Consider the following 21,724-nt stretch of genomic DNA (forward strand, 5'->3'; position numbering starts at 1 on the left):
TATGAAAACAATTCAGATACAAGCTACTCAAAACGGGCAGCCGATCTTAAAATCTTGCTCTCAGCTCATAATGGGCTCCACTAACTTTTTGCGCGCGGATGATATGGACTACATCCATGAGATGTTTGGCGCCTACTTGGCGGCAGGCGGCAACACATTCGATACTGCGCACCAGTATGATGATTGCGAACAAAAAATAGGCAGATGGGTCGATGAGACAGGCAGACGAGCTGAGGTAAACATTATGACAAAGGGCGCACATCCAGACGACGGCGAGCCTGGCAATCGCGTTAATGCCAAAGCGATCAACAAGGATGTCTTAGAGAGCTTGGAGCGTCTTCGCACCTCATACATTGATCTTTATGCGCTGCACCGCGACGATCCTTCTGTCGAAGTTGGACCGATCATGGAGGCATTGAACGCGCATGTGGAAGCTGGACGCATTCATGCCATCGGGGCATCCAACTGGAGCCATGAAAGAATTCAAGCAGCAAACGACTACGCCAAAGCGCATGGGTTAATCGGCTTTACGTTTAGCAGCCCGAACCTCAGCTTGGCAAAATGCCGCATCCCGCGTTGGCCAGGCAGTATATCCGCTGGGCGCGAAATGATCGAATGGCATCAGAATAACAATTTACCGCTTCTGTCCTGGTCCTCGCAGGCTGGCGGATTTTTCTCGGGACGTTACTCGCCTGATAATTTGGAAGACGAAGAAATGGTAGACGTATATTATACGGCGGACAACTGGGAGCGTTACCGCCGCGCGACTGAGCTTGCTGAGAGCAAGGGCGCGTCCGCTATTCAAATCGCGCTGGCTTACGTGCTGCACCAGACCTATCCGACTGCAGCGCTCATCGGACCTGAGAGACTGCCTGAGCTGCAATCATCCATTCAAGGCATGAGCATTCCGCTTACAGAAAACGAGATTCAATGGCTGGATTTGGTAACAGACCGCATTTAATTTGAGAGGAGCAACAACCATGCAGAATAAATTTGCAGCTCAACTATATACACTCCGGGACGAGCTTAAGAAGGACTTCTATGAAACGCTTCGTACACTCAGCAAGATGGGCTGGAAAGCTGTACAGATCGACGGCTTGCACGGCTATCCGGCTGTCGAAATCGCTGCTGTTCTGAAAGAGACGGGCTTATCCGTAGCAGGGATGCATGTCGGCTTGGACCGGATGACGCAGGAGCTTGATGTCGTGCTCGAAGAAGCGCGGCTCTTTGGAACGACGGACTTCTTTAATCATTATTTGGAAGACGAATTGCAAAATGAGGCTGGTTACCGCCTCGCTAAGCGCCAGCTGCTTGAAATATCCGACAAAGTAAAACCGCTCGGCTTCCGCGTTGGCTATCACCATCACGAATTCGAGTTTGAACTCGATGTCGATGGGAAGCCGGCACTGGACTTCGTGCTGGAGCCTGAGGGCGACCGCTTTATTTATCCGGAAATAGATACCTATTGGGTAAGCTTTGCAAACCGAGATTCACTTGTATATATGTCTAAATTCCCGAACAAAATACCGATTCTGCATTTGAAGGATATGTCCGCAGATGAAAGCAGAACGTTCACCGAAATTGGAAACGGTATCATTGATTTTGAGCCGATTCTGAAGTGGGGCGAGAACAATGGCGTAGAATGGTATTGCGTGGAGCAGGATTACTGCCCGGGCAGCCCGTTCGACAGCTTGGAAACGAGCTTGAACTACCTTAAAGAAATGACAGGCAAATGGAACAAGTAGACTAGCAAATGGAATGGATGGAGTGAGCTTCTTTACTACTCGCTCCATTTTTCTTCTTATAAGGGTTGGCTCATTTCGAAATAAAGGGAGGCCTTGAAACGTATGATGACGATTCGGCTAACGATGGCGCAAGCGCTGCTGCGATTTCTCGATAATCAGTACGTATCGATTGACGGAGCAGAGACGAAGTTCATCAAGGGCGTTATGGGGATTTTCGGGCATGGAAACGTGACTGGAATCGGTGAGGCTTTAGAGAGAAGCGCCGGCGATTTGGTTTATGTACAAGGGAAAAACGAGCAGGGCATGGTTCATGCCGCAACTGCGTTCGCAAAGCAAAGCAACCGCAAGCAGATTTTTGCATGTACCTCTTCTATCGGGCCTGGTGCCTTGAATATGATAACGGCGGCGGCAACCGCGACGGTGAACCGCATACCAGTTCTTCTGCTGCCGGGAGATAACTTTGCAAGCAGGCAGCCGGATCCGGTGCTTCAGCAGCTTGAGGTGGCCAGTGACTATACGATTTCCGCTAACGAGCCGTTTAAAGCGGTAAGCAAGTACTGGGATCGCATCGTACGCCCGGAGCAGCTTATGACGGCAGCTGCGAATGCGATACGGATACTGATTGATCCCGCAGAGACCGGAGCTGTTACGCTCGCCCTGCCGCAGGATGTTCAAGCGGAAGCGTACGATTACCCGTCCTCATTTTTTGAGCGCAAGGTTCATTACATCGATCGGAGACCGCCTTCCGCTGAAGCTGTTCTACGTGCTGCTGAGCTTATCAAAAATAAAAAGAAGCCGCTGATTATCGCTGGCGGCGGAGTGCTGTACGCTGAAGCGACGAAGGAGCTTGGCGCATTCGCTGAAACATTCGGAATTCCCGTATCGGAAACGCAGGCAGGCAAGAGCTCATTGCCGTGGAACCACACATTAAACGTTGGAGCGATAGGCGTTACGGGGACGCTGGCAGCCAATAAGCTGGCAAGCGAAGCGGATCTGATTATCGGTGTCGGCACCCGTTATTCCGATTTTACGACGTCGTCCAAATCGGCTTTCGGAAATCCGGATGTAGAGTTCGTCAATCTGAATGTAAGCGGCTTTGATTCCTCCAAGCTGAACGGCGTAGCAATTGTCGCAGATGCCAAAGAAGGACTGAAAGCGCTGCATGAGGCTCTGGAAAAAATCCATTACCGCAGCGAGCATACTCCATCAGTCATCAAGGCATTGAAGCAGGAATGGGACAATGAGGTTGATCGTCTTTTCGCGGCTGAGCATGAAGCGGGAATTGCACAAACTCGCGCGCTTGGCATTATTCAAGAGACGATTGATCCTTTATCTGTCGTCGTATGCGCGGCGGGCAGCCTTCCAGGCGATCTCCACCGGCTGTGGAGGCCTGTCGAGCCCAAAACTTATCATATGGAATATGGCTTCTCCTGTATGGGATATGAAATAGCAGGTGCTTTTGGGGCAGCCCTTGCGGAGCCTGCACGTGAGGTTTATGCGATCGTTGGGGATGGCAGTTACTTGATGCTTCACTCCGAATTGGTGACGAGCCTTCAAGAGGGCCGTAAAATAACGATTTTGTTGTTCGACAATCACGGTTTCCAATGTATACACAATTTGCAGCGAGGACATGGCAGTGACGGATTCGGCAACGAGTTCCGCTATCGCTCGCAGGAGACAGGCAGACTGTCTGGTTCGTATATGCCGATTGATTTTGCAGCCCATGCACGCAGCTTGGGAGCGAAGGCTTATAAGGCCGATAATGCGGAGCAATTAAAGGAAGCGCTGCAGCTCGCTAAGCAGGAAACGGTAACGACATTGATCGAAATCCCTGTCGTGCCGGGCACGAATACGGGTGGTTATGAGTCGTGGTGGAACGTGGGTGTGCCCGAGGTATCCGTTAGCGATAAAGTTGCTCGAGCAGGCAAAGAGATGAATGCCAAAATCCAAACGGTCTCTCTCCGCTAAGGCTTGATCGCGGATTGTCTAAAGTCCAAAGAAAGCAGGGAGTTCACACAATGACTTATTTATCTTTTTCTCAAAATAAAAAGTTTGATTTTACCGCTATCGGCAGGCTTTGCATCGATTTGAATGCGAACGAAATTAACCGTCCGATGGAAGAGACGATGACGTTCACCAAATATGTCGGCGGCTCCCCCGCCAATATCGCGATCGGGATGTCTCGCCTCGGCCGAAAAACCGCATTTATCGGCAAAATTGCGAACGATCAAATGGGATGCTTCATCAACGATTATTTGAACCGGGAAGGCATCGACACTTCAAACGTCTTGACTGACAGCACCGGCGCGGTGACAGGCCTTGCTTTTACGGAAATAAAGAGCCCAACCGACTGCAGCATTCTTATGTATCGAGACAACGTTGCTGATCTAAAGCTTGCGGCAGGAGAGGTAAGCGAGCAATTGATCGCCGAGTCGCAAATGCTTCTGATTTCCGGGACGGCGCTCGCCAAGAGCCCATCGCGGGAAGCGGTTTTTCAAGCGCTGAACTATGCTAAAAAGCATCAGACGGTCATCGCCTTTGACCTCGATTATCGGCCTTATACATGGACATCCAAAGAAGAAACGGCTGTCTACTACAATCTTGCTGCAGAAAAGTGCGACATCATACTGGGCACGCGCGAAGAGTTCGATATGATGGAGGCATTCGAGCAAAATCCGGATCACAGCGATCATTTCACCGCATCCAAATGGTTCGACTACTCTGCTAAAATCGTCATCATCAAGCACGGCAAGGAAGGCTCCATCGCTTACACGACTGATGGAACGACGCATCGTGCGAAGAGCTTCCCGGCGAAGGTCGTCAAAACCTTCGGAGCGGGAGACTCCTATGCGGCTGGTTTTCTATATGGCATTATGGAAGGCTGGACGCTGGAGAAAAGCATGGAATTCGGAAGCGCATCGGCGTGCATCGTCATTTCGAGTCATAGCTGCTCCGATGCCATGCCGACTCTCGCTCAAGTCCAGCAATATATTGAAGATTGCAACAATGGCAAAATAACGATCTCATAGATACCGACAGATTTGAAAGGGGCAAACGATAATGGCGCAAGTACTGAATAACTGGATAGGCGGAGCATGGGTTCCATCCACATCGACCGCAACCGAAGAAGTATACAACCCCGCAACGGAAGAGGTGCTGGGCCTTGTTCCGCTTTCTACCCGCGAGGACGTAGATCTGGCCGTTCAAACAGCTAAGGAAGCGTTCAAAACATGGAGCCGTACGCCGGTTCCACGCCGTGCCCGCATTCTTTTTAAATACCAGCAGCTGCTGGTGGAGAACTGGGGAGAATTAGCGCGGCTTGTTACGCTCGAAAACGGAAAAAGCTACAACGAGGCTTACGGCGAAGTGCAGCGCGGCATTGAATGCGTCGAATTCGCTGCCGGAGCGCCTACACTTATGATGGGCAAGCAGCTTCCGGATATCGCTTCGAATTTGGAGTCCGCGATGTACAGGTATCCGATTGGAGTTGTCGGAGGCATTACACCGTTCAACTTCCCGATGATGGTGCCTTGCTGGATGTTCCCGCTTGCTATTGCTTGCGGCAACACCTTTGTCTTAAAGCCGTCAGAGCGCACGCCGCTGCTCGCTAATCGCCTTGCGGAGCTGTTTAAGGAAGCCGGCCTGCCGGACGGTGTATTCAATATCGTTCATGGCGCGCATGATGTCGTTAACGGAATGCTTGAGCATAAGGACGTCATTGCGATTTCCTTCGTCGGCTCGCAGCCGGTAGCGGAGTATGTTTACAAAACCGGAACGGCGCATGGCAAACGCGTACAAGCGCTTGCTGGCGCCAAAAACCACTCTATCGTCATGCCGGATGCTGACATGGATGTCACGGTCAAAGAAATTATTAACGCCGCTTTCGGCTCAGCGGGCGAACGCTGTATGGCGTGCTCCGTCGTAGTAGCCGTCGGCGAGATCGGTGATACGTTCGTCAGCAAACTGATGGAAGCGGCAGACCGTATCACAATCGGCAACGGTGCGGAGGATGGTATTTTTCTCGGTCCGGTCATTCGGGGCCCGCATAAGGAGCGTACCCTCAAATACATCGAGATCGGCGAGAACGAGGGTGCGATTCTTCTGCGAGACGGACGCAAAGATGCGGCATGCGAGGGCAAAGGCTATTTCGTTGGGCCGACGATTTTTGATAACGTTAAAGGCGGGATGAAAATTTGGGAAGACGAGATTTTTGCTCCCGTGCTGTCTATTATGAGAGTGGATACGCTCGAGGAAGCAATCGAGCTTGCTAACGCATCGGAGTTTGCAAATGGCGCATGCCTGTTCACGAAGAGCGGTGGTTATGTGCGTCAATTCCGCGAGACGATTGAAGCCGGTATGCTGGGCGTTAACCTGGGCGTTCCTGCTCCGATGGCATTCTTCCCGTTTTCTGGCTGGAAAAAGTCGTTCTACGGCGACCTTCATGCCAACGGTACTGACGGCGTTGAGTTCTATACGCGCAAAAAAATGTTGACGACTCGTTGGTAGGAGAGGCGGAGACTGCTTCGTAGCTCCGGCAAAGCATAAAGGAGAAAAAATACTATGTCCAAACTAATCGTAGCTCCATCGGCGGAACCGGATCGTGAAGGAAGCGTAATGCGAATTACACCGGAATCGGCCGATTGGCAATATGTCGGCTTTGAAATGATTCGTCTCTCGAAAGGGCAAGACTTACACAGGGAAACGGCTGATAAGGAAGTATGTCTCGTACTGCTTAGCGGAAAAGCAGATGTCATAACCGCTGAGCAGGAATGGCGGGAAATTGGCGAGCGGATGAATGTTTTTGAACAAATTCCTCCTTATTCTGTATATGTCCCTAACGGCGACAGCTATCATATTCATGCGCTCACCGAGCTTGAAGTGGCCGTTTGCTCCGCACCAGGATACGGAAACCACAAGGCGAGACTGATTACACCTGCACAGGTCGGTACCGAAACGCGCGGCTATGGAAATATCGAGCGGAGCATTCATAATATTTTGCCGGAGCAGGAGCCTGCCGACAGTTTGCTCGTTGTGGAGGTGTTTACGCCGAACGGCCATTGGTCAAGCTACCCTCCGCATAAGCACGATCAAGATGATCTTCCTGCGGAGTCACTACTTGAGGAAACCTATTATTTCCGGATAAACCCGGAGCAGGGGTTTGCTTTGCAGCGAGTCTATACCGACGACCGCTCACTCGACGAGACGCTGGTTGTGAAGAATGGGCAAGCTGTAATGGTTCCTCGCGGCTATCATCCCGTATCCGCGCCTCCGGGCTATGATTGTTATTATTTGAATGTCATGGCTGGTCCGACCCGCATCTGGAAGTTCCATAACGATAAGGACCACGAATGGATTATGACGAAACCTTAAGATGACAGTGTGTATGAGCAACCATGAAGGATATGAGGTGTATTTTATGAAGAAAAAATTTAATCCGATTGGATTTAGACAAGTTCATCTTGATTTTCATACATCAGAGCATATTACGGGCGTAGGCAGAGACTTTGACGAGGGGCAGTTCGTTGCCAGCTTGAAGCAGGCGAAAATTGATACGTTGAACGTTTTTGCGATGTGCCATCACGGCTGGAGCTATTATGATACGGCTGTCGGTAAACCGCATCCGCATCTGGAAACAAATTTGCTGCCAAGAATGCTGGAGGCATGCAAGCAGAACGATATTGAGGCACCGATCTATATAACGGTCGGATTTAATGAGCTTGCCGCTAGAGAGCATCCAGAATGGGTAGTGGTGAAGGAGGATGGCGACCCTTACGGCCCTCCGAAAGCGACAAAGGAGACTAGTCTTCCTACCGGCTGGGATGGCTGGCATATGCTTTGTCTGAATTCTCCCTACCTTCAATATATACTGGACTACACTCGCGAGGTAATGGAACGTTTCCAGCCTGTCGGCATTTTCTATGATATCGTAGGAGAATATCCTTGCTTATGCACAAGCTGCCGCAGCAGCCTAAAGGAGCAGGGGCTTGATGAGGACAATCCAGAGCATCGCATGCAGCTCGCCAAACAGACTTATTTGAACTATTTGAAGGCGACATCGGAATTGATTTGGTCGATTAATCCTCAGACCCGTCTTTATCATAACTGCACGACGGAGAGAATGGGCGACAAGCAGTATCATGAATATTATTCGCATTATGATATCGAATCGCTGCCTACTGGCGGGTGGGGGTACGATTATTTTACAAGCATGGTCCGGTATATTCGCAAGCAGGACTTTCAGTATCTCGGCATGACCGGAAAGTTCCACAAGTCGTGGGGAGAATTCGGAGGCTTCAAAAGCCCTGCTGCGCTGCGATATGAATGCCAGCAGATGATCTCATTCGGAGCCCGAATCTGCGTCGGCGATCAGCTTCACCCAAGCGGCCGCATGGATGAAGAAACTTACCGGATTATTGGGGAAGCGTTTGAGGATGTCGAAGCGAAGGAGGAATGGTGCCGCGATACGGAGAGCATTGCCGAAATTGCCATACTTTCAGCTAACGCGCTCAATGGAGCAGAGGATAGCAGAACGAGTGACATGGGCGCCTACATGATGCTGGAAGAAGGCCATTACTTATTCGATATGATCGACGAACTAGCTGATTTCTCAGTTTACCGCATCTTGATTTTGCCTGATCAGATTCGATTAAATGAAGCGTTGCAGCAAAAGCTGGTGCGCTATGCTGCAGGCGGAGGGAAAATCATTCTAAGCGCGCAGAGCGGTCTTTGGGCGGAACATGATGAATTCGCGCTTGCTGTAGGCGCGGAGTTTCAAGGGAAATCCGAGTGGGAGCTTGATTATACTTTAGTGTCGAAGCAGCTAGGGGATCGGCTCGTATCCTCACCGTTTATTAACTATGAGTCAGGTTATCGAGTTGCAGTAGGCGGTGCAGAGGTGCTCGCGGACTCTTACAGACCTTACTTTAATCGGACCTACGGACATTTCTGTTCCCATCTGCATGCTCCTGCTGCGGAAGAAGCGGGCTACCCGGCAGTCATTCAGTATGAAAATATCGTCTATATCGCACAGCCTTTGTTCCGTCTATATCGGAATCATGGCATGCAGCTGTATAAGGATTTGCTTTTGAACATCATCAAGCAATTGCTGCCGGAGCCAGTCTTGACAACAAGTTTGCCTTCCGCTGGAAAAGTGAACTTGACGAAGCTAGAGGGCAAATCGGATTATGTGCTGCATTTGCTGTACGCGGTGCCTATTCTACGCGGCGACACACAGGTTATCGAGGATGTGCCAGCTTTAAGTGACATCTCCGTTCGGATCAAGCTGGACAAGGCTATGACTGGTGTGCGGCTGCTGCCGGAAATGGTTGATGTTCCTTTCGTACAAGATGAGGAAGGTTATACGTGCATATTGGTTGATCTTCATAGCCACCGGATGGTTCAGTTTCAAGTTTAAGAAAATAGGACGGAGCAGCTATATTAAGCTGCTCCGTCCTATTAATTATTAATGTGAGTCTTCGCTGAACACTGGTTTTATATGAAGCTTGAAGCGGAATTGCTTCTCGTTCAGACGATATCGATCCAGCAGCTCTGGTCCGCAGGAATTTGATCCGACGCCGCTCATTTTGTAATCAAGATGAACGATGGTTTCCTTCCGCCGCTTCAATTCATGATTATGAGCAGCGACCGTAAGGTCAAGCGGCGTATAGTGCGACGCGTTGAACGAGAACGGCTCCGGCGAGGCGAATTTCAAGCCCATCCCTTGCTCGCTTGATATGACCGCCCAATTGGTGCCGTAACGCGAGCCATTCTCCTGCGGCATGATGTAAGGCTCAAACATTCCGTCAACGGTCGTATGGTAGTTGCTTTTTCGAACGCTTTGGCGTTTATCGACGTAGCTCTCGTGCGGCCCGTAGCCGAAGTACTCGACCTGCTCATTTCCATTTGGCATAATMAGCTGCAGCCCGAAGCGCGGCAAGTAAGCTGCCGATTCCCTTACCTTCACTTGCACATCGAGCGTGATTTCTCCGGATGCGTCAACTTGCCAGACGGCTTCGCCGTGCAGGATCGGATATTGCGTATAGCCGCCTAAGGAAAATGCCGTTCGAACCTCAAGTGTTGATTGGCCTAACAGTGACCATTCACAGCTGTAGACCTTCATAACTGCTCGGTCGTATCCTAACTCCTCCCATTGCTTGCGTATATGCATATCGTTGTCGATTGGCGCCCGCCAAATGTTGAAGTTCATAGGCTGCTCCAGCATCTCGATGCCGCTCCGGGCTATTTGCACAAACGTTCCTTTGTCCAGATTAAAGGCGTAGCGGAAATCGAACCCATCTATCGTCAGCAATCGATCATTCTCAGCGACCTGCAGGGATAACGATGAAGGATAGGATCGGTTGGCCGGCTCTGCGGATGGTTCGGCTTCAAGAAGGGTGAACTGCGTGAACGCCACCTCATAGCCCATCTCCGCCCATGATGTTTGCCGGTTCAACCAGCAGGACAAAGTAAGGGTATAACAGCTATCCTGCGATTTGGGCCATGCATAAGGCAGGGTTACGAGCTGATGCTCATGCGCAGAGGCATCGAGCTGCCAGATTTGGCCTTGTTCGATTGTTTTGCCATCCTTCTCAACTTTCCAGTGTAGGCCGAGATGGGTAAGATCAATAAAATCATGTAAATTGGTGATCTTTAGCTTACCGCATGATAAGTCAACCGCTTCGATATGAATCGGTGCCATAACCTGCTTTAGCTCAAGCAGCCCGGTATGCGGCCTGCGATCCGGATAAACGAGTCCGTCGATGCAGAAGTTGCCGTCATTCGGTTTGTCTCCGAAATCGCCTCCGTAAGCGAAGAACGGTTCGCCTTCCTTCGTTTCGGTCTTAATGCCATGGTCGCACCATTCCCAGACACAGCCGCCCATAAGCTTCGGATACTGATGGATAACATCCCAATAATCCTTCAAATCGCCGGGGCCGTTGCCCATTGCATGACTGTATTCACACAGGAACAGCGGCTTTCTGTTAGACTCATCCTTTGCGTATTCCTCAATAAACTGGACGGACGAGTACATGCGGCTCTCTACGTCGAGAGATTCTATATTCTCATGGCCTCCGTAATGGGGAGCCGCACTTTCGTAATGCACGAGTCTTGAGTCATCTCTTTGCTGAATCCACTCCGCCATTGCGACATGGTTTATTCCGTATCCAGATTCATTCCCAAGCGACCACATGACGATGCAAGGCTGGTTTTTATCTCTTTCCACCATTCGGGATGCCCGCTCTACATATGCTTTTTTCCAAATCGGATCTTCTGCTAGCCGATGCGCAGACCCGTCAGCACCGTCGTCAGGGATACTCATGCCATGCGTTTCCAAATCAGCCTCATCTATAACATAAAACCCATATTCGTTACACAGTTCATAAAAACGAGCGTCGTTCGGGTAATGGGAGGTACGGATGGTATTCACATTATGGCGCTTCATTAGCTTCAAATCTTGAATCATATGGTGAACGGGAATCGTCTGCCCAAGCTCGGGATGTGAATCATGACGATTAACGCCGCGCAGCTTGACAGCTTGTCCATTGATTTGGAATACGCCGCCATTAATTTCGACCTTGCGAAAGCCTACTTGAAATCTAATAATTTCTTCACCGGCATACAAATAAAGCTCGTAGAGGTAAGGCGCCTCCGCATTCCATAGTATCGGATTTTGTATATCCAGAGTGATCGAGCCTTGGTTCATAATTACTGCTTGTGCGGCTGCGATAAGCTGATAAGCGGAATCACGCAGCTCAGCTTTAACTTCCAGAGCACCCGTTGTTTCGATTTCTGTTTGCAGAGATGCTTGCTGGAAACCGTCTGCGAATATCGTTTTATTAAAAACATCACGAATATGGGTCTCGTCGCGACCTAGCAAATAAACGTCACGGAAGATGCCGGAAAACCGCCATGCGTCCTGATCCTCGAGATACGTCCCATCGCACCACTTCAATACCATAACGGCAATACGGTTCTGCCCTGGGTGAAGATAAGGGGAAATAAGAAATTCCGCAGGCATGCGGCTGCCTTGGCTGTATCCGACAAATACGCCGTTCACCCAAAGGTAGAAGCATGAGTTGACGCCCTCAAATACGGCATATTTCTCTTTGCCCGCCCAGCTGTCCGGCAAATGAAAGTCTCTAACGTACAAGCCCGCGGGATTGTCATCCGGCACATACGGCGGGTCACAAGGTATAGGATAATTGATGTTTGTATACTGCAGCTGGTCGTACCCGTTTGTCTGCCAACATGAAGGCACAATCAAATCATCCCAAGCGCTAACATCGGTTTCAGCTTCATAGAATGCATCCTTTACTTGCAAGACGCTTGGGTAATATTTGAACTTCCAGCTACCGTTAAGCGTCTCATAATAGGGGGAGCGACCCCTTTGATGCTCTTTGGCCGCAGCAGCATCGGCATATGGAATATAGTAAGCGCGCGGAGCCTCGCGGTTCACATGCAGCTTATCAGGATCCTCCCAATATTTATCCATCACAATCATCTGACACTCATCCTCTCGGTCTTGTCTTGACTTCATTATAACCGTCAGATAGGATGATTGATCAGGAGACAAAACAGACAACTTATAGTACAAAATGGACATTTGGGGTGAAACAGTTGGAACTGCTTAGTTTGAGAAGCAATAGCCTTTATCAAATTGACGAGGGGCTCCCTTTTGCCGTTTATACGGCGGGAACGGAGATTCAGTCACCAATAACCCGCTTGGAGGGATTCTCGGCTAATCAATTGTTTTTAACCTTTTCGGGCAAAGGTAGGTTTCGTCTGCCTGGGCAGGATAAATGGGACATCTTGCAGCCGCACATGCTGCTGTACATCCCGGCTGGTAAGCCGCATGAATATATGCCGGAGGGCGTCGAGCCCTGGTACGTTGGATATGTTACGTTCGTTGAGAATGAGGCGGGGATGCTCTCTGGCTGGGGGTTCGGATCAGAGTCGTTTCATTGCCCGTTTAAGGAGAAAGAGCGATTGTATGATTTGTTGAAAAAAATATGGTCACTCTCGGGAGCGCAGCATGATGAGTGGGCAGCGACGGAATGCTTGTTTGCTTTTTGCCTTGAGCTGAAGAGGCAGCTTCAGTCTACGTCAAAGGTTCCGATATCAGCCTTCACGAATCGAGCGTATGAAGTTCAGCATACGATCGTCGATATTGCTGTCCGATTTCTGCATGATCATCTTGAACGCCATATTACGATGGGTGAGCTTGCCGCTCATGTCGGATATTCACAAAAGCAGCTCACCCGGCTGTTTAGAAATTCGCTGCAAATGACGCCATTGCAATATTTGCAGCAATTGCGACTGAGAACAGCCTCACTGCTGCTCGCCGAGCAGCCGAATATGTCAATTCGGCAAGCTGCCGCCTATATCGGGATGGAGCCGGTCTATTTTACACGATTGTTCCGCCGGGTTTACGGGATTACGCCTTCCGAATCCAGGGCGGAACAACGTGAAACGTAAGTGAGTTCTGGATCTATTGCAAAAAAAGCCTCCAAATCCACTGTACAAGTGGGCTTGGAGGCTTTTTTGGCAGGTTGATTGATGAGACAGCGCCATTGATTCAACGTAAGAGACACGGAATAAAGGCTGCTGTAAGTACGCTTTTGCTCTTATAGCCAACAAAATATGTCTTTTGGTGAGCTGTAAACGCAAATAGTATTGGAAACGACGTGGACATATTAGTTCATTTTCATAGAAGAATGTACTGTAACTCAAGAGCTATTTAATGACCCGAAGCTTCATGGTCGTTAGATAGCTTTAGCACGTCAAACACTTTGAACAGCAGGCTAAGCACAATAGCAACTACAGTTGCGAGCGCCATCCCCGAAAGCGAGAAATCCCCGATCGTGAGCTTCACGCCGCTAAGTCCCGTAACGAGTACGACGGTCGTTAGGAACAGATTAGTTGGTTTGCTGTAGTCCACCTTGGATTCAACAAGCATCCGGAAGCCGGAAGCTGCGATTACGCCAAACAGCAGCAGGGAAACGCCGCCCATAACCGGTTCAGGAATGCCGGAGATCAATGCAGAAAATTTACCCGAGAACGAAAGCACGATGGCAATGACAGCTGCGCCTCCGATGACAAACGTGGAATAAACCTTGGTAATCGCGAGTACGCCGATATTTTCCCCATAGGTTGTGTTAGGCGTGGAGCCTACGAAGCCTGAAATAATGGTCGAAACCCCGTTGCCCAGCATCGAGCGGTGAAGACCAGGATCCTTCGATAGGTCTTTATCCACGATATTTCCCGTTACAACAAGATGGCCGATGTGCTCAGCTATAACGACAAGCGCGGCAGGCGCAATTGCGATAATAGCCGTCCACTCGAATACAGGGAAGGTGAAATGCGGCAATTGAACGAAGCTGTTTTCCGAAAGGTTGCTGAAATCGGTAAAGCCCATGAAATAGGCAAGCACATAGCCTGTGATAATCCCGATAAGAATCGGAATGATGCGCATAAAGCCGCGGAACAGGACAGAACCAAGCACAGTGACTGCAAGCGTAATCGTTGAGAGGGCTACAATTTTCGGATCCGGAGACCATACGGCCGCATCGCCGTCAGCAGGCATAATCCAACCGGCCATCCGCGCTGCGACAGGAATTAGCTCTAATCCAATAATCGCGACGATTGCGCCCATGGCTGCCGGTGGAAATACGATGTTGATCCAGCCAGTGCCGGCCGCTTGAATAATTAACGCGACGATCGTGAAGATAACGCCGGATATAATAAATCCGCCAAGCGCCGCTGCATAATTTCCGCCACCTGCAGCCTGATCGCCGATCACGGCGCCGGCGGGTGCAAGGAAAGCGAAGCTTGATCCAAGATATGCGGGGATTTTGTTATTGCAAATCCATAAATAGAGCAGCGTTCCGATCCCGTTCATAAGCAGGCAGACAGCCGGATCGACGCCGAGAATATTCGGAACAAGCACGGTGGAGCCGAACATGGCAAAGAGATGCTGCAGGCTCAGCAGAAAGCTTTGCAGCGCTGGCGGTCGATCAAGGACCCCGATTGTGTTTTTCATGATGAAAATTGCCTCCAATGATATGTTGTTTGTAAAAAGACCCTTGATGATTCTACATACTCAGTATCGGTTTGGCAAGTGTTTTCTTAATCATAGGATGATCATGTTCGAATATATTAATGAAGAAGGAGGCGATGGCAGGATGGAATTGTGGACGATATGGCTCATACTCGCCGGTATTTTATTTGTTGTTGAGATGCTCACGCTTACTTTTTATTTGCTATGGCTGGGAATTGGGGCTATAGTTGCGGCTGTCATCGATTGGTTTTGGCCGGGCTCCTTTGTCGCCCAGCTGGCAGCCGGCTGTATCGTCGTTCTTATTCTGACGTTCTTTACGGGTTCAATTACTCGACGCATCCATTCCTCACGCGGCTATAAGGATGCGGTAGACGATCTCGTTGGGAAGCAGGGGATTGTGCTTGAGGAGGCTGGAGCGGGAGCGCCTGGTATCGTCAAAGTTGGGAATGAAACATGGAGCGCAGTATCGAATACGCCACTCGTAAAGGGGGAGCTGGTTCAGGTCATAAGCCGCGGAAACGCGGTGCTCCAAGTCGAGAAATGGGGAGGCTAATCGTTCATGGGTTATGTTGTAGCCATCATTATATTAGCAATAGTCGTTGTGTTTACGGCCTTATCAATTAAAATAGTACCGCAGCAGCGAATAGGCGTAGTCGAGCGTCTCGGTAAATTCAATCGGCTCTTAACACCCGGCGTAAATATTCTTATTCCGATTATCGATCATGTGCGGACGTATCATGATCTGCGCATTCAGCAAGCGAATGTACCGCCTCAAACCGTTATTACAAAAGATAACGTTCAAGTAAAAATTGATACGATTATTTTTTATCAAGTAACGGGGCCGGAACAAGCTACATATGGCATATCTGATTATGTTTACGGCGTTCGAAATATTAGCACGGCAACCATGCGGCAAATTATCGGCAAAATGGAGCTGGATGAGACATTGTCCGGACGCGAGAAAATATCGTCGGACATTCGGATCGCGCTCGATGAAGCGACGGAGAAATGGGGCGTTCGCATTGAGCGGGTCGAGGTCATCGACATCCAGCCGCCCGTCGATATTCAGGATGCGATGGATAAGCAGATGAAGGCAGAGCGGAGCAAGCGGGCAATGGTGCTGGATGCGGAAGCGGCGAAGCAGGATATGATTTTACGCGCCGAGGGTGACAAGCAGAGCAAAATATTGAAAGCCGAGGGAGATAAGGAGGCTCGAATACGTCAAGCAGAAGGCCAGCGCCATGCGCAGGAGCTTGAGGCGCTCGGGGAAGCGAAAGCTATCCAGTCGATTGCCGAGGCGGAGAAAAGCCGAATTGAGCTTATACGCTCCGCGGGCCTGGACGAGAATATTCTCACTTATCGTTCGCTTGAGGCTCTCGCGGATATCGCAAAAGGCCCGGCGAACAAAGTGTTTATTCCAACCAGAGCGGTCGATACGCTGGGCAGCATCGGCGCCATTGGCGAGATGCTCAGAGCAAGCAAAGAGTAGGATTTTATCTAATGAAAACAGCTGGGCAAAACAATCGTTTTGCTCAGCTGTTCTTGTTTATATATAAGAATTTATATGTTTTCACATATAAATGTGCTTATATATCTCCGCGAAACGACTGCTTTTGCCACAGAGGACGGCGACAGCCGTTTACGCTTGATTCGGCATGATTAAGATTGAATCGATAAAGGGTAGAATGATCTGCTCGCGCAGCGTGCACCACGTTAAACATTCCCGGTTCAAACACCCAAAAACATTCTTCTAATTCGTTCGTTTAGAAGCCAGCTTGTTCAAATCCGCGAGCATGGCTTTATATTCCGTTGAAGCCGTATACTCTTTGATGAAGACCTTCCAATCCTCGATAGATGCCGCGCCCATAATGACCTTGAGCTTGAACTGCTCCAGTTTATTGTTTAGCTCGGCATATTTGCCTGAACTCCACAGGCTGCCGGCCTCTGGCAGCGTGATGGCGGCGTAGGAGGTTTTTCTCCATTCCGTGACGGCCGATTCATATTCGTCTCGAATGCCATCCGATAGTTTATCAAGCCTGCTGTTCTGTTTGAGCATATCGGTTTGTCCGAATAAGCTGTTTACCGCCTCTTGATCTGACTGCTGCCAGCCCTCGATCGCTTCCCACCCGCCATTTTCAGTTTTCTCCAGTCCATAGTCCAGCCAAGCCAAGATCTGCTTCGTGTCCAGCTTCGAGGTTTTGGCTACAATGTAGGTCCCGTTGCCCTGCGTTGTCCAAGGCGCAATCGGGGAACTGGCCGAAGAAGCGCGAATACTTTTCAGCGGAAGCCAAATTGCATCTTTGCCAGTCAAACTAGCTGCTTCGTTAATGCTCATCGAGGCAAGCCCTGCTTTGTTGCCGCGCAGCTGTTCGTTTGATTGTTCTCCAGACAATACCGAAAACGCTTTGTCTATCAAGCCTTCATTATATGCGCGGACAAGCCATTGCAGCGCCAGCGTCTCTTCATCGCTAACCGCATGGTCAACAACGCTTCCGCCTTTAACCGAGAAGCGGTCCGGACTGCCCGTATAAGCATGCTCGATCCATGAAAGTGTGCCAAGACTCGTTCCGTCCAAATAACCAGTAAGTCCTACGGTGTCATGCTTTCCGTTGCCATCCGGGTCAAGCTCGGTGAATTTTTTCAGCGTAAGAAACAATTCCTCCATCGTTTGAGGCTGGGCTAGCCCAAGCTTATCCAGCCAATCTTTGCGGATCGCGGGGAAGGCAGCATTATGCGGATCGCCCGGCCGAGGCACGCCTAATATTTTTCCGTTAATGACCCGGCTGCCAGCCCCGTTTTGAGCCAGTGCCTTAAGTCTCGGAAAAGCTTCGAGCTGGGAAGTCAAATCACTGGAAAAGCTCGCGAACAGCTCATCCTGAAAAATGTAAGGGTCTTCAAGCAGCATGAGCGAGGTCGGATCCCCGGCGGCAATCATGACCATCGTTTTCTCACGGTAATATTCCGGACCTACCTGAACGAAATCAACGTTCATCTTCATCGCCTGCTTTAAATCATTAAACAACCTGTCCGTCTGTTCGATGATGCCGTTATCTGCTTTCGTCATGACGCTTAACCTTGGCAATGCCTGAGGATCACTGACAGAAGCATAACGGTGCTGGGCGTTCCACTCCACGCGCAGCCCGCTGGCTGCGGCAACAAGGCGAAGCGGTATCCAAAACGTCTGCTGATCAAGGAAAGGGGCGACTGGAAGCCCTTTCAACAATGTTCCGCCAATTTCAGCTTGAGCAATGTTTTCTTGGAAAATAAACGTCGGTTTGTTGTCCTGGACAGCTATCAGCTTCCGCTCTTTGGCCCGCCACTCTATTTTATAACCAAGTCCCTCCAGCATGCTTTTGCCTGGCACCATAATGGTTCCTTTAATTAAACGCGGCTGCATAGACAAAGCGATTGGCAGATCTTGAAAATAAACGTTCACGGCAGTTCCGGGAAGGTTATGTATTTCGGCGCTTAATGTAGATCCATTCGAAATGCTTTCGGCTGCCGCAGGGTACGGAATGCCGGTTAATAAAGTTGCGGCCAGCGCTGCGGTCATGGCGGTTAGGGTTGTCTTGCGAAGCTTTTTTCGACTCATGAGATAACCTCGTTTCCATAATTAGTATTTACTATTAGACGTGTGGAAACAGGAAAGGTTTCGTATTCATTTTTTTATCCTAAATGGATCTACCCTCGAAGTTCACTTCTAAGGCGAAAAGGTTAAAGTCTGTCGGTTTCGAGTACGAATCGTAATATTCTTGGCTAGTATGGCAGGAGGCCTCCGCTTTAAACTTAGGAAAGAAAGCGCTTTACAAAAAGGAACGAGGAGGAATAAATAATGAACAAAGTGAAATACGGCAGAGGCATGGGAATGTTGTTGGCGATGCTGCTGCTATTTCAAACCGCGCTCTTTGCCCCTATGGCAATTGCGGAAGCTCAGACGACGGAAACGGATGGGGCCGTCTATGCATTTGAGGCCGAGGCGGCAGGCAATTTGCTAAGCGGCAAGGCAGAAGTGAAAGCTTGCGAGGCAGCCGTTGGCTGCTCGGGTAATCAGCTGGTCGGAAGCTTATGGGGAGGATCGGCGCTGCAGTTCAACGATGTCATTGTAGCGGATGCCGGTGTTTATACGATGACTGTGCACTACATATCGGGCGATCCAAGATCCTTTGCGGTTAGCGTAAACGGCGGGGGAAGCGACCGCTACGATCCGCCAAAAACCGCGGATTGGAATACGCGGGGCTCCTACGAGCTTCAGCTTGAGCTGATACAAGGAGCAAATACCATTTTGTTCGATGACGAAGGCAGCTACTCTCCTGACATTGACCAAATCGAGCTGCGCTTTGTTGGTTCAGGCACTGATCCGAACGAGCCGCCGGCTAGCGGACAAGTCTATGAGGCAGAAGCGGCTGCTAATACACTAACGGGAAATGCTGCCGTTCGCTCCTGCAAAGCGGAGACAGAATGCTCCGGCGGCAAAAAAATAGGCGATATCTGGGGAGGCTCAACGCTTCGATTCAACGAGGTAACCGTACCGTCTGCCGGTATTTACACCTTGAAGCTGAGCTATATTTCCGGTGATCCCCGGCCCATTGCGGTCAGCGTAAATGGCAGCGAAAAGGAAACCTATTCACCGCCACAGACCGCAAGCTGGGATACCGTTGGCACATTCAGCGTTGAGGTCCAACTGCAGGAAGGCAGCAATACGATTTTGTTTGACGATAACGGGGGATGGTCTCCGGATATCGACAGTATTGAAATCATTGCCTCCGAATCTCCAGGAGAGGAACCGGGTGATATCGATGGCATCACCCAAATCGGCGCAGAGGTCGATTCCGAAAAGTTCGGCTCCATTAAAGTGGAAGAGCATGAGACTGGCGTAACTTTGTCCAATGGCATTTATAAAGTAACGTATAATACGGAATCCGGCCTTTCGGCATTCGATTGGAACGGCAAGACGATCGCCAAGGGCTTGTACAGCAGTATTCTGCTCGATAAGCAGTTGGACAGCAAGAGCTACGCCGAGCACAGTTTCGCCATGAACAAAATCGAGAAAATAAAGGACGGCCATGGCAAAGGCATTCGAGTAACGATCGAAAACCATCAATCCGGCCTTCCGACGATGATACAAATTTATCAAATTTACGAGAAGTTGCCATATTTCCTCGTTAGCCAGCAGGTTAAGGGCGAACAGGAGCTAAGCACAAACGAAATGTCGCCTGTTGTCTTAAACGCCGCCGGGGGCATCGATATTGGCAGCTATTCAGACAACCGGGTACTGGTCGTTCCCTTTGATAATGATGCGTGGTCGAGGTATCAATCGCGAACAATCAATACGAGCTTGAACACGAACAACTATATCAGCTCGGAGCTGACGGCCATTTATGACAATACAAGCCGCAGCGGCCTCGTTATCGGTTCAGTGACCCATGATCAGTGGAAAACAGGCGTGTATTGGAGCGGTTCGAAAGACCGATTGAATAAACTGAAGGTATACGGCGGATTTACTTCGTCTGCCTCGACACATGATACGCTTCCGCATGGCCAAATAACGGGTAAGACATTAACATCGCCGCAAATTCTCGTCGGTTATTATGCGGATTACCGCGATGGCCTGGAGAGCTTCGGCCAAGCGAACGCAGCAGTTGCTCCACCGCTGGCATTCAAGCATGACGTTCCGAAGGGAGTCCCTGTAGGCTGGAACAGCTGGGGCGCTTATGAAAGCCATTTAAGCTATGACAAGGTTGTGGCTGTGTCCGATTTCTTTAAGGAAAACCTGCAAAAGTCTTCGTTTGCGAACAAAGGCAATGTCTATATTAATATGGACTCTTATTGGGACAATCTGTCTGAGCAGCAGCTTCAGCAAGCAGTCAAAGTCATTAACAATAACGGACAGAAGGCCGGCATTTATTATGGGCCGTTCGTTTATTGGGGCGACAACATGGAGCAGCCAGTCGAGGGCACGAATGGGAAGTATAAGTATGGCGATATTATTTTGAGGGATGCAAGCGGCAATCCTTTGCCGAAGGTGGACGGCGCTTACGCTGTCGACCCGACTCATCCAGGCTCCAAGCAAAGAATCGAATATTACTTCAAGCGTTTTCTGGATTACGGATTTGAATACATCAAGATTGATTTTCTAAGTCACGGTTCCTTTGAAGGCAAGCATTATGATCCAAAGGCTCAGACGGGAATTCAGGCGTATAACCAAGGGATGGCCCATATCAATAAGGTGCTGGACGGCAAAATGTTCATCAGCGCATCGATTGCACCGTTATTTCCGAGCCAATATGCACACGCCAGACGCATATCCTGCGATATTGACGGCACGCTGGGCAGAACCGAATACCAATTGAATAACCTTACCTACGGCTGGTGGCAGAACGGAACGATCTATCCGTATACTGATCCCGACTATATGACGCTGGCAAAGGGCGGTTCCTATGCTGCCTCGCAGACGCGGGTTAATTCCGCCGTTATTTCCGGTACGGTATATCTAAATTCTGATGATGTCAATGACCCTGCAGCGCAGGAGCTGATGAAGAAGCTTCTGACGAACAAGCAGGTGAATGAGGTTGCGCTGAAAGGCAAGGCCTTTAGAGCAGTCGAGGGCAATACGGGCACGTCAGCCGCGGATACGTTCGTTATGAAGGATGGGAAGGATTATTACCTCGCCGTATTTAATTTCACGAATGAGACGGCTGCAAAGACCGTGGATTTCGCTAGGGCAGGCATACCGTCGGCATCGAAAGCAAAGGTGACGGACCTCTGGACGAACGAATCGAGCCAGGTTGTCGGATCGATGAAGGTAGATTTGCTTGGCGCGCAGTCGAAACTGTACAAAATTACGGTAAAATAAGTCGGTAATCGTCAAAGACTTCGATCAATAAACGCAATAGAAAAAAACCTCGAGCAGCATAATGCTCGA

At 49.9% G+C, this 21,724-nt stretch carries 14 protein-coding genes; 11 read left to right on the forward strand and 3 right to left on the reverse strand.

The features are described from left to right. Position 1 precedes the first annotated feature (1 nt). From AC1DLI_RS05015 to AC1DLI_RS05045, 7 genes are all read left to right on the forward strand, one after another. Positions 2–961, forward strand: coding sequence for an aldo/keto reductase (locus AC1DLI_RS05015; protein WP_477600214.1), 960 nt, complete (start codon positions 2–4; stop codon positions 959–961). Between the two features lie 19 nt (positions 962–980). Continuing rightward, positions 981–1,745 (forward strand): sugar phosphate isomerase/epimerase family protein, encoded by a 765-nt coding sequence (locus AC1DLI_RS05020; RefSeq protein WP_477600216.1) that lies wholly within the window; start codon positions 981–983, stop codon positions 1,743–1,745. A 102-nt stretch (positions 1,746–1,847) separates the two neighbouring features. Further along, positions 1,848–3,713 (forward strand): 3D-(3,5/4)-trihydroxycyclohexane-1,2-dione acylhydrolase (decyclizing), encoded by a 1,866-nt coding sequence (iolD, locus tag AC1DLI_RS05025; protein WP_477600218.1) that lies wholly within the window; start codon positions 1,848–1,850, stop codon positions 3,711–3,713. 50 nt (positions 3,714–3,763) lie between these two features. Then, positions 3,764–4,774 carry a 5-dehydro-2-deoxygluconokinase gene (gene iolC / locus AC1DLI_RS05030; protein ID WP_477600220.1) on the forward strand — a complete coding sequence of 337 codons (1,011 nt, stop codon included), beginning with the start codon at positions 3,764–3,766 and terminating at the stop codon, positions 4,772–4,774. A 31-nt stretch (positions 4,775–4,805) separates the two neighbouring features. Next, a complete protein-coding gene (locus AC1DLI_RS05035; protein ID WP_477600222.1) occupies positions 4,806–6,251 on the forward strand; it encodes a CoA-acylating methylmalonate-semialdehyde dehydrogenase in 1,446 nt (481 codons plus the stop codon). A gap of 54 nt (positions 6,252–6,305) precedes the next feature. Further along, the gene (gene iolB, locus AC1DLI_RS05040) at positions 6,306–7,115 is read left to right on the forward strand and encodes a 5-deoxy-glucuronate isomerase (RefSeq protein WP_477600224.1); all 810 of its coding nucleotides are present in this window, start codon (positions 6,306–6,308) and stop codon (positions 7,113–7,115) included. Between the two features lie 46 nt (positions 7,116–7,161). Further along, positions 7,162–9,159 (forward strand): beta-galactosidase trimerization domain-containing protein, encoded by a 1,998-nt coding sequence (locus AC1DLI_RS05045; RefSeq protein WP_477600226.1) that lies wholly within the window; start codon positions 7,162–7,164, stop codon positions 9,157–9,159. 48 nt (positions 9,160–9,207) lie between these two features. Here AC1DLI_RS05045 and AC1DLI_RS05050 read toward each other — a convergent pair whose 3' ends face one another. Continuing rightward, positions 9,208–12,246: a glycoside hydrolase family 2 TIM barrel-domain containing protein gene (locus AC1DLI_RS05050; protein ID WP_477600228.1), complete on the reverse strand. Its 3,039-nt coding sequence runs from the start codon at positions 12,244–12,246 to the stop codon at positions 9,208–9,210. A gap of 107 nt (positions 12,247–12,353) precedes the next feature. Here AC1DLI_RS05050 and AC1DLI_RS05055 point away from each other — a divergent pair, with 107 nt between their 5' ends. After that, on the forward strand, positions 12,354–13,220 hold the full coding sequence (locus AC1DLI_RS05055) for a helix-turn-helix domain-containing protein (RefSeq protein WP_477600230.1): 867 nt from the start codon (positions 12,354–12,356) through the stop codon (positions 13,218–13,220). Between the two features lie 262 nt (positions 13,221–13,482). On the opposite strand, the gene uraA is transcribed toward AC1DLI_RS05055, so the two are convergent. After that, positions 13,483–14,784 carry a uracil permease gene (gene uraA, locus AC1DLI_RS05060; RefSeq protein ID WP_308994270.1) on the reverse strand — a complete coding sequence of 434 codons (1,302 nt, stop codon included), beginning with the start codon at positions 14,782–14,784 and terminating at the stop codon, positions 13,483–13,485. Positions 14,785–14,926: 142 nt separating this feature from the next. Between uraA and AC1DLI_RS05065 the strand changes: the two genes are divergently transcribed. Then, positions 14,927–15,355, forward strand: coding sequence for an NfeD family protein (locus AC1DLI_RS05065; protein WP_477600233.1), 429 nt, complete (start codon positions 14,927–14,929; stop codon positions 15,353–15,355). 6 nt (positions 15,356–15,361) lie between these two features. After that, positions 15,362–16,291 carry an SPFH domain-containing protein gene (locus tag AC1DLI_RS05070; RefSeq protein ID WP_477600235.1) on the forward strand — a complete coding sequence of 310 codons (930 nt, stop codon included), beginning with the start codon at positions 15,362–15,364 and terminating at the stop codon, positions 16,289–16,291. A gap of 261 nt (positions 16,292–16,552) precedes the next feature. Here the strand turns inward: AC1DLI_RS05070 and AC1DLI_RS05075 are convergent, their stop codons facing one another. Continuing rightward, positions 16,553–18,394, reverse strand: coding sequence for an extracellular solute-binding protein (locus AC1DLI_RS05075; RefSeq protein ID WP_477600237.1), 1,842 nt, complete (start codon positions 18,392–18,394; stop codon positions 16,553–16,555). Positions 18,395–18,634: 240 nt separating this feature from the next. Between AC1DLI_RS05075 and AC1DLI_RS05080 the strand changes: the two genes are divergently transcribed. Beyond that, complete coding sequence (locus tag AC1DLI_RS05080; protein WP_477600239.1) at positions 18,635–21,655, forward strand: carbohydrate-binding protein; 3,021 nt, start codon at positions 18,635–18,637, stop codon at positions 21,653–21,655. Positions 21,656–21,724 lie beyond the last annotated feature (69 nt).

It is taken from the genome of Paenibacillus sp. 01T443, from assembly GCF_056398325.1.